This window comes from Paenibacillus sp. GbtcB18, assembly GCF_019091125.1.
Classification (GTDB): domain Bacteria; phylum Bacillota; class Bacilli; order Paenibacillales; family NBRC-103111; genus Paenibacillus_F; species Paenibacillus_F chitinolyticus.
In genome coordinates this window covers 82468-97437 of record NZ_JAGXJX010000005.1, presented here as the reverse complement: position 1 = coordinate 97437, position 14970 = coordinate 82468, and the positions used below count along the sequence as shown (strand labels likewise).

Below are 14970 nucleotides of genomic sequence, written 5' to 3'. Positions count from 1 at the left end.
TCCGGAATAAAGCCAACGTTATCACCGTCCTTGCGTCTAATCAATGAACTGTCTAAAGCGTCGCTCTATAAACAGCATAAGAGTCACCAGGATGAGAATACAGCCTACCATTAAACTTGCCGCGGCCGTCAGCTTCTGAATATCCAGGGACAGAAACATGTTGTTCATATAATGCTGCAGCATATAAATCCGGTCGTACGGATAATCACCTGCAATCAGGTACGTTTCCCGGAAAATCTTAAAAGAATTGATAATGGACATCAGAACGACCAAAAACATCGTCGGAGTCAAATACACGAGCGTAATATGAATGGTCTTGTGGAATGTTCCGGCACCTTCGATATCCGCCGTTTCGTAATAGTCCTTCGGTATACTCTGGAGACCCGCCAAAAATAAAATGATGTTATACCCGATATTTTTCCAGCTGTATACGACCGCCAGCACCCCCACGGACCAGTCCGATTTCATCCAGTCGACCCGCTCCAAATGAAAGCTCTGCATCCACGCGTTCACAGAACCGTTCCAGTCGAATAAAATTTGCCAAATCATCACGACAGAGGCTGCAGGCACCACCAGCGGCAAAACAAAAGCCGTCTGCAGCCAATTCCGGATAAACAGTTTCCGGTTCAGCAAGAGAGCAGCTATCAAGGACAGGACAAGGATCAGCGGCACACTTACAATGGTAAAAAGAAAAGTGTTGGCTGCCGCATTGCGGAAAGATCCGCTCGCCAGCAATTCCTTATAATTTTCGATACCGACAAAAGAGCCGCCAAGCGTACTGTCCTGAAAAGAGTAGAAGAACCCCATAGCAAACGGAATCAGATAAAAAATCGCAAACCCCGCTAAACTCGGTCCCAAGAAAAGAAAAACGTCTATCCAATTCTTGCCCCTTCGTTTAAACGAATTGCTCCGATAAAGCTTGTCCGCCATGTCCTCACCCCGATTCCCGATTATTCATTCAGGAAAGTTGTCACTCTGTTCTGAATTAACTTTGCCGCGGCTTCGGCTGATTTCTGCCCTTTGAAATAAGATTTGGCCTCTTCTATGATAATTTCTCCGATCTTGGAGGGCTTAAATTCGTAAGGATAAATCGCTTCGGAAAGGAACCGGTCCAAATCTTGAATATCCTTGGCCGTGATATCGAACACTTTGTCCTTCAAAACACCCATTTCCTGATCGGATTTCACTTTCCCTACTTTCAGCAGCTCCTGCACTCGCTTCTCGTAAACGGATTTATTCAGCGGAAATCCGGCATGGTCCGGCCCTTGTTGAACCTCGCCGGACAGCATAAATTTAAGGAAATCCCATGCTTCCTCTTTCACGGAAGACTTTTCGTTAATCCCGATGGTTTTGTACGGCCGGAAGTATCCTCCGGCTTTCTGTCCATCCGCGTGCGGTTTGGCGTAAAGCTTGGATGTAAACTCATCCCCTTTCGATAAATATTCGCTCTGCTTCAAATCGCGGATATAATATTCCGGCGAAACGATCGATTCACTTCTGAACAAAGCTTGAACCGGCTTATCTGTGGCGATTTGGTCATCGAAAAGAGATTTCACCTGCTTCATGAGCCCGGTAAAAGCAGCTGTCTCGAAATTCGCCTTTTTATTCACCGGATCCACAAACGTGGCATACTGCTCCTTAACCATCTCATTCAGCAGAGACTCCGGCATACTATATAAGGCGGATTTGTTCTTCTGATTCCCGTCTTTCATCAACTCTCTGGCCACGTCGGCAAATTGGCTCCAATTCCAGTTCTTATCGTCGATCTTCACTCCGCTTTTCTCTATCGCCGTTTCATTCCCGATGAATGCGTAGGTAAAGAAATTCAAGGGCATCCCGTAAACCCCGCCGTTTAACTTGACGTTGTCCAATATGTTCGTGAAATACTGCTCTCTCTTAAAGGTTGGATCTTTATCCATCATTTCGCTTATATTAGCCAACAATTTTTTATTCACATAATTTCCGATAGGCAGTAAATCCATTTCGATCAGATCGGGGCCTTTCCCGGATAATAGGGCGGTATTCGTCGTTTTTATAAATTTTTCAACATTCTCTTCTCCATGTGCATCGTCAGTCTCCACATATTTCAGCTCGATTGTAATATTCGGATGTTTCGCTTCATACCGCTTTTTGGCTTCCTTAAAGAAATCATCCGGAAAAAACGTGGAAAACACGATCGTTTTGGGGCTGTCGTCCGGTTTCTTTCCTTCCGTCTTTCCCCCGTCTGGACTTTCCGTTGTCTTATCCCCGTTCTGGGTGCCGGCCGCCTCTCCATTACCCGTACGGCTGCTGCAAGCCGAGGCCGAAATCATTAGGATGACGGCGATTAAAATGAACGAAATTTTTCTCATTGAAATCCTTCCTTTCTTTTGTATGCGAGGTTAAAACTCCGTGAAATATTTCTTGATTCCATTCGCAATGGCTTCAGCCGTTCGAATCTGGCGGGCTTCATTCAGCATATCCGTTTCGTTATCCGGGTTCGTGAGATACCCGACTTCCAGAAGTACAGCCCGTTGTTTACTGTCTCTCAGTACCTGCCAGCCTTCCTTTTTAACACCGCGGTCCTTGAATCCGGTCGTTTTTACCAGCTGCTCATGAACCTTGTGTGCGAGCGCAGAACTATCGTCCGCATAATAAAACGTCTCGGTGCCGGATACTTCGGGGTCCTTGTAGGTGTTCCCATGAATGGAGATGAATGCGTCCGCACCAAGCTCATTCGCGATTTGGGCGCGCCCCCCCAGTTCGACGAAGGTGTCATCCGTACGTGTCATAACCACCTCAAATGCCGGATCCTGCCGGAGCTGATCGAACACCTTTTTGGAAAGCGCGAGCGTGTACGCTTTCTCCTGATTACCGCTCACTCCCGCAGCACCGGGGTCCTTGCCCCCGTGCCCCGGGTCGATCACGATTTTATAGCGGCTTGTCCCATTTTGCAGCGCTACATGACTTTTGCCGGGCGAGACGGCCAATTCCGCCGAAGGTATGCTTGCACTCGCCAAAGTCAGGGACGCGGACAGCTTATATAGCGACCAGACCATTCCCGTTAACACGATTATGCTTATCCATATCGCCCGGCGGGACTGAAGTTGTTTTCTGCTGCTCCTTTTCATGCTCTCTCTTTACTCCCATTTTCTCTGACGTTCTCCTACACTCCCGGGTGGCACTCCATCAGTGTAGTACGCGATTATAGGATAAGTTAGATGGACTTATATAGAACTTGTAAAAAAGACAAAAAAGGCAGCACAAAAAACCGGCTGCATTTGCAGCCGGCTTTTTTTATGCTAGTCTATGAATCCGAAAAATATCCGAGTATAGCCATGATGTCCTTGCTGAATCCGACTACTTGCTGCGTTCTTAGATTAACCTTGACACTGTAGACTAACGATTCAGTTTCCTTGTTCTTATAATACACTTCCACAGCGACGCCCTGTCGGGCTGTTTTCTCTTCCGGAATCATATCGGCTAAGGCATAAGCTCCCTTTTCCTGAATAAACCGGTTAGCGATCTCGATCCCCCCGTCCGGGATTACGATCGGATCCTTTTCAATAGGGGCCGGCTTTGCGATGTCACTGGAAACTTTCAACACCTCGCCGTCTCTCGCGTTCAGAACAAGTTCATACACTTCATCGGGATCGGCCGCGCGGGTCAGGGTTACATAAAATAAACCGCCCTGGACTTTATTCAATTCCGTCTCGGAATTCATCTTTATCTTCTGATTCCGTTCCAGCATCGGTCTGACTCCGTACTCCGTCTTATTCAGCAGATCTTCGAGATTCTTCCGGTCCACCGCCATCAGTTCGAATCGGGCTTCTTCCAACTTCAGCTTTTGGTTGAAGGTTTTGTTGACCGCATTGAGGCTGAGTGTCTTCACCGTATCCTGAGCAAGAACGCCTTCGTATTTCACTTCGCTCATTTTATGCTCTTGCGAAATCTTTTTTACCAAGACCGCGTCTTTCTTGACCGTGTTGAACAATCCTTCGCACCCTGTCGTCAAAACCAGGAACGACGCGCATAGGACAACCGCGATGAACTTGTTCATGGATTCATTCCGCCTTTCGGATTTGTCCGGTCGAATATGACCCTAATCGTCGTGCCCTGATTTTCCAGGCTGCTCACTTCGATCACGGCATGGTGAATACTTGCGATGCTTTGACAAATCGAGAGGCCCAGGCCCGCTCCGTTGCTGCTTCTCGTTCTCGCTTTATCCGCCATATAGAAGGGTTCGAAAATTTTGTCCCGATGCTCTTCGGCAATCCCGATGCCTTGGTCAATCACTTCAAGCGTGCAGCGGCTGCCCCGCCAGTAAGTACGAATCGTAATGCTCTGTTGTTCTGCGGAAGCCTTAATCGCATTGTCGACCAGATTAAAAATCAACATTTTAATCAAATCCTTTTCCAGCCTCAGCCTGCCCTCTTCCAAATCGGTGACGATCGTTACCCGGTGTTCTTTGGCCATCATCGCCAAAGCAGGTTTTATTTCGGCAATGAGAATTCCCAGATCATGCTCCTCCAAGCGGAAATGATCCTCCTGAAGAAAAATCAGATCCATCAGCTTCATCGAAAGTGACTCCAGACGTTTGCCTTCCGAATAAATAACGTTTAATCCGTCCACGTACAGCTCTTCATTGTATTTGGTAGTCCTTAAGAAGTTGGCATACCCGATAATCGACGTCAACGGCGTTTTTAATTCATGGGTAAAATTATCAATAAACCTTTGTTTTTCTTCATTATGCCGCTTCAGGTCATTTATTTTTTCCTCGACAGCCGAGGCCATCTCATTAAAATTTTGTGCCAGAACGCCGATTTCATCCTTTGATTTCAAGCGGACGCGTTCCGAGAAGCCGCCCTGTGCGATCACCCGAGCCGTCCGGTTTAGACGGTCAATCGGTTTGGTCAATCCCCTGCTCACGAAAAACATAATGAGCATGTAGAGCAAACAGGCAGCGATATCCACTTTGATGAAAAACCGGTACTGATCCATGCGATCCTGGTATAAGGAAGTCACGTCTTTCGTGTAGGTGAACACATAGTTCTTGTGATTGATTTCCGTATGGTTCGATGTAAACAACAGCGTGCGATTGCCGATATCCCGTAAAATATAATGGATTTCATCCATGGCCAGCTTGTCCAGTTCCTCGCGGTGCTCGGGCATCTTGAAATCGTTGTTGCTGAAAATAACCCGGTTCGTATCGTCCAAAATCTCTAAATACATGCGCTGGTCGCTATTCTTCGCCACAAATTCGCTCGCCATATTCGTTAGTACCGTTTTCTCATAATCGATGGAATCGTAAATACGAAGAATCGGAACAATCGCATCGACGCTGGAATGAATGCTCATGTTCTGACTTAACGCGCCGTTGATTTCCTGATCCAGCATTTTCCCGTGGCTCCGCTCGATGACCATAACTGAGGCCGCATTGAAGATGAACACGAAGACCAGAATCGAAAACAAATAAATTTTCTGCCAAAATTTCATCGGTTAATCCTCCAGCCGGTAACCGATTTTGTAAATAGTCTTAATGTGATCCTGCAGGTGAAGCTTCTTGCGCAGCGATTTGATATGCATATCAACGGTTCTGGTTTCCCCGTAATAGTCGCTCCCCCAAACTTTATCAATGAATTGTTCCCGGGAGAGGGCAATGTTCTTATTTCTCAGCAGCACGATCAGCAGGTCGTACTCCTTCGGCGTCAGCTCGACGGGCTCTCCTTGCACGGTCACTTCTCTTTTGTTCAAATCCGCCTGGAGGTTCTGAAACGCTATCACTTGTTCTTCTTTGCCGTACCTGCGCAGCACGGTTTCGATCCGGGCCAGCAGCTCGATGGCTTCGAACGGTTTGACCATATAGTCGTCGGCCCCCAGCCTCAGTCCGTTGACTTTGTCGTACACCGAATTTCTTGCCGTCAAAAAAATGACCGGAACCCCGCAGGACTTCATTTTTTCCATTAACGCAAATCCGTCCAGCTTAGGGATCATGACATCCAGCAGGATGAGATCAAACTTGTCCTGTTTTACCGCATCGAGCGCGGATATACCGTCGTAGACTTCTGCCGTCGCATAGTTCACGAGGTTGAGATTCATTTTAATGATGTTGGATATATGGATATCGTCTTCCACGATCAAAATCTTCTTCTGCATCCGGTAATCCCCTACTTTTAGTTTGAGCTTCTGCTATCCATTCTATATGATAACGCACCGGCATTAAACATGCACACGGCATGTATGTCTCCAACTGCATCCAATCACCTTCAGTCGTCTCAAAAAATTCGGAAACCCAGAAGGAACCCGGCAAGCTTCATCGGCAAAAAAAGCCGCATCTTATAAATAAGATGCGGTTAATCCTCAGGATTCGTCCGGCTGAAGTTTATTATTTTCGGGTTGTTATTTCCAAATTTCCCGGCCGTTCACGTGCTTGTATGCATGATAAACGGAAGCTTCCGTCACGTCCTTATATCCCCAGAAGCCGGCGGGAACATCAGACCATGCCTGCGGAATGCCCGCAGGAACACTTTCCGGCTGACGGCCGAGCAGCTTGTTGAAGATGACGACCGCCTGCGCCCGGGTAAGCGACTGATCCGGTCTGAACGAACCGTCCTCGAATCCCGTCAGCAGACCGGCCTTCTCCGCTTTCCGGATATTTTCAGCGGCCCAGTGGCCTTGAACGTCCGTGAAAGCGGAATTTCCCTGCACGGCCGGAAGCTGTTTCAGCTTCACGAGAATCGTGGCCATCTCGGCACGTGTCAGAATTCGTTCCGGATTAAAGTTGCGGTCCGGGTAGCCGTCCATAAGCTTGCCTCCGAACACGGCCGTCACATACTGGGAAGCCCAGTGCGTGGCCGGTACATCGGCAAACGGATTTTGCACGGTGGCGGAAGTTTCATTCGCGAAAAGTCTGGCCAGTATGGCTGCCAGCTCCGCCCGCGAAATTCCTTTGCCCGGCCGGAACGTTCCGTCCGGATAGCCTTCCATGTAAGGCTTGTGTTCGTGGTAAGTCCCCGAAGGTTTCAGAGCGATATCGAGTTTTAAAGAAGTAAAATCTTTCGCAACGATTCCGCCGCCCCGGTCGCTTCTGCTGTTATAGGTTTCATACCCGTCTTTTTCGGCGATCAGATAGTAGGCACCGTCCGGATATACGAGCCAGCCGTAACGACCGTCACTCGAAGTGGTTTGGGCATTCTTGTTCTGTCCCGGCAGCATTTGCGCAAGCTCCGGCAAAGAAACCGGCGTTCCCGCGATTTTTCCGGCGGAACGATTTTTTTCCGTATCGGCCCAGTACAGGGTCACCTTAACGCCCGCAAGCGCAGCGCCTGTCTCGAAGTCTCGGATCGTGCCGAACGGGTTGATTTCAGGCGTCCGGAACACCGCCGTGTCGGAGCTTACGACAAGCGTTCCGGCCGCTCCGGCAAGCTTTTCGCCATTAGGAGCAGTCAAGGAAAGAACGATTTTATAAGTTCCGGCGGAAAGCGAGTAAAGCGTGAACTTTCCTGAAGTGTCGACGCTCACATTTTGCTTGAACAGCGTGGCGCCGTCATTGCTGTAAATGTCCGCAAACAGCTTCACGTTATCTCCGATGAGCTTGTTGACGGATTGGTTAAGCACCTCTCCCGAAGAGGAAACGACCTCGATACGTCCGTCGATCGGGCGCTCTGTTGAGCCGCCGCCACCTCCGCCACCGCCTCCGCTGCTTTCGCGCGTAAACGTAACGGTGTAGGTTTTGGTGGTCCCGTTCTGCGCGGTGACAACAATCGTTACCGGATTGGCGCCGACGCTCAGCGTGATCTGACGGCCGCTGCCGGCCGAAACGGCACTTCCGTTAACCGATACCGTGGCGGTAGGATCCGCAGCCGCCGGCGTTACCGTAACTTCCGATACGGAGTGGTTCACGGAAGCCGCGTATGCCGTCACGCCCGGTGCAAATGCCGGAGTCAGCGTTCCCGCGCTTACGGCCAGACCGCTGAGGTCCGCGTTGCCGGACGGAGGAACAGCCCGGGTGACGATGATAACGTAGGAATTCTTCGTTCCGTCCTGTGCCGTAACTTGGACGGTTATCGTGTTCGCTCCCGTCAGGAGCGGAACGATTTCGGAGCCGCCCGCGGACAGAACGTGTCCGTTAACCGATACCGTTGACGTACTGTCGGCAGCCGCCGGCGTTACCGTAATTTCGGTTATATCGTGGGCGACATCCGCTGTATAACTGGTCTGGGTTCCGGCAAAAACCGGACTGAGCGTGCCGGGGCTGATCGTCAGCCCGCTTAACAGCGCGTTGCTCGAAGGCGGAGCTTCCCGGTTGATCGTGACTGTATAGGTCTTCGTTGATCCGTCCTGCGCCGTCACGACGATCGCTATCGGATTTGCCCCCGTGTTTAGCGAGATGTTGACGGTCTGGCCGCTCGAAGCGGAATTTCCGCCGATGGTCATCGTCGCAGTAAAGTCCGCAAGCTGTGCGGTCAGATCCAGATCGTACACATCCGATGCCACAGTGGCGGTGTACAATTTCGTTCCTGCGGCGAAGGCGGGCGTCAGCGTTCCCTCGCTGAGCGTCAGAGCGCTGAGATCCGCGTTGCTTGAAGCCGCGCGTGTGACCGTCACGGTATACGTTTTAAGCGTGTTGTCCGCCGCTTTAACGACAATTGTGATCGGGTTATCGCCCACATTCAGCGCAACCGGTTTAGGGGTTCCGCTGACTACGGCGTCTCCGTTCACGGTGATTGAAGCGGTCGCATCGGCCGTCACGGCCGTTACATCTATTCCGGCCGAAGCGTTCGGTACAGACGCCGTGTAGCTAAGCTGTGCCGGATCAAACACGGGCGTCAGCGTCCCCTCGCTGAGCGAGATGCCGCTTAAATCCGCGTTGCCGGATGCGGCCCGGGTGATCGTCAACGTGTATGTTTTAACGCCCCCGTTCTGCGCCATCACCTGAACCTTTACCGTATTGGAACCTACGTTCAACGATACGGCAGAAGCGGTTCCGCTCGTCACGGGTTTTCCCTCCACCTTGACGGAAGCCGTGCTGTCCGCTGTCGTAGGTGTAACGTCAACGGTGTTCACAGCGTTGGCCACATTTACCGTATAGGCCGCAGTTCCCGGTGCGAATGCAGGGTTGAGCGTGCCTGCGCTTAAGGCGATCGAGCTTAAGTCCGCATTGCCCGATAGCGGAGCCGCGCGATTAACCGTTACCGTGTACGTTTTGCTCGTCGTTCCGTCCTGCGCCGTCACTACAAAGGTAATCGTGTTGTCGCCGACGTTGAGCGACACCGGAGTCGCCGCACCGCTTAGTGCCGAGCTGCCGTTCACGGTCATGATTGCCGTGCCGTCCGCGACTACGGGCGTCACATCAATGCTCGATACGCCGGTTGCCACTTGCGCCGTATAGCTCGTTGTGCCGGAATCGAATACCGGTGTCAACGTGCCTGCACTCAGCGTTAAGCTGCTTAACAGCGCGTTGCTTGAAGGTGCCCGGGTGATCGTCAGCGTATACATTTTGGGCGTACCGTCCTGCGCGATGACGAGCAGCGTAACCGTATTGTTGCCCACGTTCAACGAGACGGGAACCGGAGTACCGCTTGCCGCTGCCGCGCCGTTGACTTTAAGCGCCGCCGTGCTGTCCGCCACCGACGGCGTTACGTCCAAACCGAAGACACTGTTCGGAACATTTACCGTATAAAGGGTCGTCCCCGGTGCAAAAACGGGGCTGAGCGCTGCGCCTCCGCTTAGCGTGATTCCGCTCAGATCCGCGTTATTGGAGCTTGCCGCCCTAGTTACCGTGACCGTATAGGTCTTTGTGGAACCATTCTCTGCCGTAACTAGAACCGGAATCGGGTTAGGCCCTACGTTCAGCGTCACGGATGATGCCGATCCGCTCGTTGCGGGACGGCCGTCCACCGTAACCGTCGCGTGGCTGTCCGCCACTGTAGGCGTTACGTCAAGAGCAGTGACTCCATAGGCCACACTGGACGTGTACGTAATCGTACCGGAGGCAAATCCGGGATTTAAGGCGGCTCCGCTCAGAACCAAGTTACTTAAATCGGCAATTCCGGATAACGGCACCGCTCGCGTAACCGTGACCGTGTAGGTCTTCTGTGTCGTGCCGTCCTGCGCCGTTACCACAACGGTGATAGTGTTGGCTCCCACGCTCAGCGATATGGACGACGGGCTGCCGCTGGTAACCGTGCTGCCGTTCACTTTAACCGTCGCCGTGCCGTCCGCAAGGGTCGGCGTTACGTCGACGCTCGTCACGTTGTTTGCCACTCCGGCCGTGTAGGTCGTCGTACCGGAGGCGAAAGACGGGTTGAGCATTCCGGCGCTGAGCGTTAAGTTGTTCAAATTCGCATTCGTGGATAAAGGTGCCGCTCGGGTTACCGTGACCGTGTAGGTCTTCTGCGTCGTGCCGTCCTGCGCCGTTACCACAATGTTGATAGTGTTGGCTCCCACGCTCAGCGATATGGACGACGGGCTGCCGCTGGCAACCGTGCTGCCGTTCACTTTTACCGTCGCCGTGCCGTCCGCAAGGGTCGGCGTTACGTCGACGCTCGTCACGTTGTTTGCCACTCCGGCCGTGTAGGTCGTCGTACCGGAGGCGAAAGACGGGTTGAGCGTTCCGGCGCTGAGCGTTAAGTTGTTCAAATTCGCATTCGTGGATAACGGTGCCGCTCGGGTTACCGTGACCGTGTAGGTCTTCTGTGTCGTGCCATCCTGCGCCGTTACCACAATGTTGATAGTGTTGGCTCCCACGTTCAGCGATATGGACGACGGACTGCCGCTGGCAACCGTGCTGCCGTTCACTTTAACCGTCGCCGTGCCGTCCGCAAGGGTCGGCGTTACGTCGACGCTCGTCACGTTGTTTGCCACTCCGGCCGTGTAGGTCGTCGTACCGGAGGCGAAAGACGGGTTGAGCGTTCCGGCGCTGAGCGTTAAGTTGTTCAAATTCGCATTCGTAGATAAAGGTGCCGCTCGGGTTACCGTGACCGTGTAGGTCTTCTGTGTCGTGCCATCCTGCGCCGTTACCACAACAGTGATAGTGTTGGCTCCCACGCTAAGCGATACGGGCGACGGACTGCCGCTGGCCACCGCGCTGCCGTTCATTTTAACCGTCGCCGTGCCGTCCGCAAGGGTCGGCGTTACGTCGACGCTCGTCACGTTGTTTGCCACTCCGGCCGTGTAGGTCGTCGTACCGGAGGCGAAAGACGGGTTGAGCATTCCGGCGCTGAGCGTTAAGTTGTTCAAATTCGCATTCGTGGATAACGGTGCCGCTCGGGTAACCGTGACCGTGTAGGTCTTCTGTGTCGTGCCGTCCTGCGCCGTTACCACAACGGTGATAGTGTTGGCTCCCACGCTAAGCGATATGGACGACGGACTGCCGCTCGTAACCGTGCTGCCGTTCACTTTTACCGTCGCCGTGCCATCTGCTACCGTCGGGGTCACATTGATGCTTGCCGTGCCGTTTGATACATCCGCCGTATAACCAGTTGTCCCGGATGCAAACGCCGGGCTGAGCGTTCCCGCACTTAGCGTCAAGTTGCTCAGATTCGCGTTTGTAGACACCGTGTTATACTGGGTCAGCATAGTGCCGGCCCCCCCTACGGTGACAAACCTTCCGCCTGCAAATCCCACACGGTTTAAAAAGTTGCTGAGGTTCGTTTTTTCCGTGGTCCATGTAATGCCATCTGGAGAAGAGGCTATCGCGCCGGCCCCCCCGATATCCCCTACGGCCACATACTTGTTTGATCCGTAGGCGATACCGAACAAGCTCAGCCCCGAAACAGAAGCGGTTCTGGGCGTCCAAATGATGCCGTCGGTAGAAGTCAGCACCTTCTGATTCCATCCTACCGCCACGAATTGATTAGCTCCGTAAGTAACGTCCATCAAGGTTTCCACGCCGCCCGAACGGGTTGTCCAGGTGATGCCGTCAGGGGAAGTTCTTATCACGCCTCCATCGCCGACCGCTACGAACAACCCGCCCCCGTACGTAATGCCGTAAAAATGGGCGGTAGTTCCTGAAGTCCTGGGAGTCCACGTGATGCCATCCGTCGAGCTCAGGATAGTCCCGTTATATCCGACAATGACCCATACGGTGCCGTTATAAGCAGGCGCACTCAGATCAGCGGACGTTCCCGTAGAGCGAACCGTCCAAGTTACGGCATCGGGCGAGGTCGCGATTTTACCGCTCGCTCCCGTCACTATCCATTGGTTTCCCGCATAGGTCACCCCTACGGCCGAGTAAATGGCGATGTTCGTTTTGCTCCAGCTTATCCCGTCGGAAGACGTTAAAATCATCCCGTTGTTACCGACGGCCACCCATTTTCCGTTTCCGAAAGCGACTTGATTCAAATCATCCGCTACTCCGGAAGTTATGGTGCCCCATGTGCCCGCCGCCTCCGCTGTCGTAATCCAGTTCCCCGCTCCGCCGGTCCCGGCCGCAAGCAGAAAAACTAGGAATACCCGCAGAAAGCGGCCCCAGAATTCCGTTTTACTCTTCTCCCTCATGTGATCCTCCCGATTCGTTTTTTCTTGTGACTGAATCTATGCATGCCGATTTTTCATAAAGTCGTAAATGATGCTCCTTTCCTTCGTTGAGGCCTACCTACATCTTAATAGAAACAGTGGAAAAACTCACCAAAAAAATATAGGTATTTAGTCCTTTTAAGAGCACAAAATGTATGTAATTTGACTAAGCCATGTGTTATTCTGAAATGGAAAATAGTTCTTATCTCCTTGAGATGAGGGATTTCTGTGTTAAAAAAAGTGTCCGAACCGGAAGACCTGCCGTTTCTGTTCGAGCTGTACTGCAGTTCCCGGCTGGCAGAAGTACGGGCATGGGGGTGGGATGAGGCCGTCGCGCGTCCTTTTCTGCATATGCAGTACAACGCTCAGACAAGCTCCTACCGGCTGCAATACCCGGATGCCGATCATTACCTGGTCTACTGTCACGGCGACGAAAAAGCCGGAAGAATGCTGGTCCACCGAACTCCCCGCAGCATAAGAATTGTGGACGTCACCCTCCTCCCGCAATTCCAGAACCAAGGATTTGGTACAAAACTGCTTCAAAGCTTTATGAAAGAAGCCCGCATCCGAAACTTGCCGCTTCAACTTTCCGTTCTGAAAGGAAATCACCGGGCGATTGCCCTGTATGAACGGCTCGGATTTCAACCTGCTGATGCGAGACAGGACGATATGTATCTGGCCATGGAATGGTCGAAAGAAATTTGTAGATGAGGTGAAAACGTATGAGTGAATCTTACTTAGGCGAAATAAGAATCTTCGCCGGCAATTACGCTCCGCAGGGATGGGCGCTGTGCAACGGACAGATTTTAAACATTTCGGAAAATGAGGCGCTTTTTGCCCTGCTTGGAACTACCTACGGGGGAGATGGTCGAACAACTTTTGCCCTTCCCGATTTGCAGGGCCGCGTTCCCGTCCATCCGAGTCCGTCCTATGCACGAGCATCGAAAGGAGGCACTGAAACCGTTACCTTGACATCGAGCCAATTGCCTCAGCATACCCACATTGTGAACGCGACGATGAATGCAGGTACGGTCGATTCACCGGTAAATGCGACCTGGACCTCCGCCCCTACCAATATTTACTCCAATACCGGCACCACGACTCCCATGAGTGCGCTAACCGTTTCTTCCGCAGGCGGCAACCAGCCGCACAGCAATATGATGCCTACGCTATCCGTATCCTTTATTATTTCCCTTTACGGGGTCTACCCGCCACAAGACTAAAATCATCTTTAAGGAGGAATAACGATGTCCGAACCTTTTGTGGGCGAAATCCGAGTTTTCGCCAACGGTTATGCTCCGCGCGGCTGGGCGTTCTGCGAAGGACAAACCTTGTCGATTCAAAGGAATCAGGTGCTTTACTCTCTTCTCGGCAACGTATACGGCGGAGACGGGGTCAACGAGTTTAAGCTTCCCGACCTTCGCGGGCGCGTTCCGATCCATGTCAGTGCGACTATACCGCATGGCCAATCCGCTGGCGAAGACTCACATACTCTTACCGTCAACGAAATGCCTCAGCATACCCATCAGGTATCCGGCTCCGGTAATGCCGCTTCCGCCTTTACGCCGGCAAACAACGTTTGGGCGGAGACATCCGCTCTTTACGGACCTTTGGAAGCCCCGGTTCAAATGAATTACGACGCCCTTTCCGCAGCCGGACAAAGCCAGCCTCACAGCAACATGCAGCCTTATCTGGCCGTTAATTTCGCCATCGCCCTCACAGGCATCTATCCTTCGAGGAACTGAAGAAAGGAGCAATTTTATGGCTGACGCTTATCTAGGAGAAATACGCATATTCGCTGGTAATTTTGCACCGAGAGGCTGGGCGCTCTGCGACGGACAGCTTTTGCAGATCGTACAATATTCAGCCTTGTACGCTATCCTTGGCGTACAGTACGGCGGAGACGGCAAAACGACCTTCGCCCTGCCGAACTTGATGGGACGGGCTCCTGTGCACCAAGGCACCGGCTCCGGACTCACTCCCCGTACGGTCGGTTCGGTTACGGGGGCTCCTACCGTGACTCTGACGACCAACGAGATTCCGGCACATACCCATATCCCTCAGTCGGTCAATGCCGTAGGCAACCAAACAGGTCCAAGTCAGGCTTACTGGGCGCAGTCCCCTCCGCAAGGCCTTCCCGGTCGGCAAAAGCAACGAAATCTTTATGACCCGACACCGACTGTACAAATGAATCCACAACTTCTTCAGCTGACAGGCGGCAGCCTGCCTCATAACAACATGCAGCCGTATCTCGCGATGAATTACATCATCTGTTTAAGCGGCGACTTCCCGCCTAAATCGTAAAAACAAAAACCCTTCCGTTTCTTAAAAGAACGGGAGGGTTTTTTCGTAGAAAATTAGGTTTGCCGCTTATTCGCCGGCATAAAAAAATGCATCCCCTAGAATTTTATCGGATTTCACCCAGAAGGGACCACTCTCCACTCTAAGAGGTGCACCTCAATAGGGCGGAAG

General features: G+C 52.2%; 11 protein-coding genes. 4 read left to right on the top strand and 7 right to left on the bottom strand.

Going from position 1 to position 14970, the window contains the following annotated elements:
* Positions 1-36 precede the first annotated feature (36 nt).
* The 7 genes from KVT34_RS16235 to KVT34_RS16205 all read right to left on the bottom strand — a co-directional run bounded on the left by KVT34_RS16235 (position 37) and on the right by KVT34_RS16205 (position 12480).
* On the bottom strand, positions 37-930 hold the full coding sequence (locus tag KVT34_RS16235; RefSeq protein WP_217559858.1) for a carbohydrate ABC transporter permease: 894 nt from the start codon (positions 928-930) through the stop codon (positions 37-39).
* A gap of 20 nt (positions 931-950) precedes the next feature.
* Complete coding sequence (locus tag KVT34_RS16230) at positions 951-2351, bottom strand: ABC transporter substrate-binding protein (protein ID WP_217559857.1); 1401 nt, start codon at positions 2349-2351, stop codon at positions 951-953.
* 30 nt (positions 2352-2381) lie between these two features.
* On the bottom strand, positions 2382-3110 hold the full coding sequence (locus KVT34_RS16225; RefSeq protein ID WP_217559856.1) for an N-acetylmuramoyl-L-alanine amidase family protein: 729 nt from the start codon (positions 3108-3110) through the stop codon (positions 2382-2384).
* A gap of 176 nt (positions 3111-3286) precedes the next feature.
* On the bottom strand, positions 3287-4039 hold the full coding sequence (locus KVT34_RS16220) for a hypothetical protein (RefSeq protein ID WP_217559854.1): 753 nt from the start codon (positions 4037-4039) through the stop codon (positions 3287-3289).
* Entirely contained in the window at positions 4036-5475 is a 1440-nt protein-coding gene (locus KVT34_RS16215; protein ID WP_217559853.1) for a sensor histidine kinase, read from the bottom strand. Before KVT34_RS16215 ends, KVT34_RS16220 begins: the two co-directional genes overlap by 4 nt.
* Positions 5476-5478: 3 nt before the next feature.
* On the bottom strand, positions 5479-6135 hold the full coding sequence (locus KVT34_RS16210; protein WP_217559852.1) for a response regulator transcription factor: 657 nt from the start codon (positions 6133-6135) through the stop codon (positions 5479-5481).
* 243 nt (positions 6136-6378) lie between these two features.
* Positions 6379-12480: a cadherin-like beta sandwich domain-containing protein gene (locus tag KVT34_RS16205; RefSeq protein ID WP_217559851.1), complete on the bottom strand. Its 6102-nt coding sequence runs from the start codon at positions 12478-12480 to the stop codon at positions 6379-6381.
* Between the two features lie 246 nt (positions 12481-12726).
* Between KVT34_RS16205 and KVT34_RS16200 the strand changes: the two genes are divergently transcribed.
* The 4 genes from KVT34_RS16200 to KVT34_RS16185 are packed head-to-tail and all read left to right on the top strand — an operon-like array spanning position 12727 to position 14802.
* A complete protein-coding gene (locus tag KVT34_RS16200; protein WP_217559850.1) occupies positions 12727-13209 on the top strand; it encodes a GNAT family N-acetyltransferase in 483 nt (160 codons plus the stop codon).
* An 11-nt stretch (positions 13210-13220) separates the two neighbouring features.
* Positions 13221-13721, top strand: coding sequence for a phage tail protein (locus tag KVT34_RS16195; protein WP_217559849.1), 501 nt, complete (start codon positions 13221-13223; stop codon positions 13719-13721).
* A 24-nt stretch (positions 13722-13745) separates the two neighbouring features.
* A complete protein-coding gene (locus tag KVT34_RS16190; RefSeq protein ID WP_217559848.1) occupies positions 13746-14243 on the top strand; it encodes a phage tail protein in 498 nt (165 codons plus the stop codon).
* 16 nt (positions 14244-14259) lie between these two features.
* The gene (locus KVT34_RS16185) at positions 14260-14802 is read left to right on the top strand and encodes a phage tail protein (RefSeq protein WP_217559846.1); all 543 of its coding nucleotides are present in this window, start codon (positions 14260-14262) and stop codon (positions 14800-14802) included.
* Positions 14803-14970: the final 168 nt, after the last annotated feature.

Coding starts and splice junctions, on each gene's coding strand:
- KVT34_RS16190 (WP_217559848.1), top strand. CDS start 13,746: ATGTCCGAACCTTTTGTGGGCGAAATCCGAGTTTTCGCCAACGGTTAT.
- KVT34_RS16225 (WP_217559856.1), bottom strand. CDS start 3,110: ATGAAAAGGAGCAGCAGAAAACAACTTCAGTCCCGCCGGGCGATATGG.
- KVT34_RS16195 (WP_217559849.1), top strand. CDS start 13,221: ATGAGTGAATCTTACTTAGGCGAAATAAGAATCTTCGCCGGCAATTAC.
- KVT34_RS16220 (WP_217559854.1), bottom strand. CDS start 4,039: ATGAACAAGTTCATCGCGGTTGTCCTATGCGCGTCGTTCCTGGTTTTG.
- KVT34_RS16210 (WP_217559852.1), bottom strand. CDS start 6,135: ATGCAGAAGAAGATTTTGATCGTGGAAGACGATATCCATATATCCAAC.
- KVT34_RS16230 (WP_217559857.1), bottom strand. CDS start 2,351: ATGAGAAAAATTTCGTTCATTTTAATCGCCGTCATCCTAATGATTTCG.
- KVT34_RS16235 (WP_217559858.1), bottom strand. CDS start 930: ATGGCGGACAAGCTTTATCGGAGCAATTCGTTTAAACGAAGGGGCAAG.
- KVT34_RS16205 (WP_217559851.1), bottom strand. CDS start 12,480: ATGAGGGAGAAGAGTAAAACGGAATTCTGGGGCCGCTTTCTGCGGGTA.
- KVT34_RS16215 (WP_217559853.1), bottom strand. CDS start 5,475: ATGAAATTTTGGCAGAAAATTTATTTGTTTTCGATTCTGGTCTTCGTG.
- KVT34_RS16185 (WP_217559846.1), top strand. CDS start 14,260: ATGGCTGACGCTTATCTAGGAGAAATACGCATATTCGCTGGTAATTTT.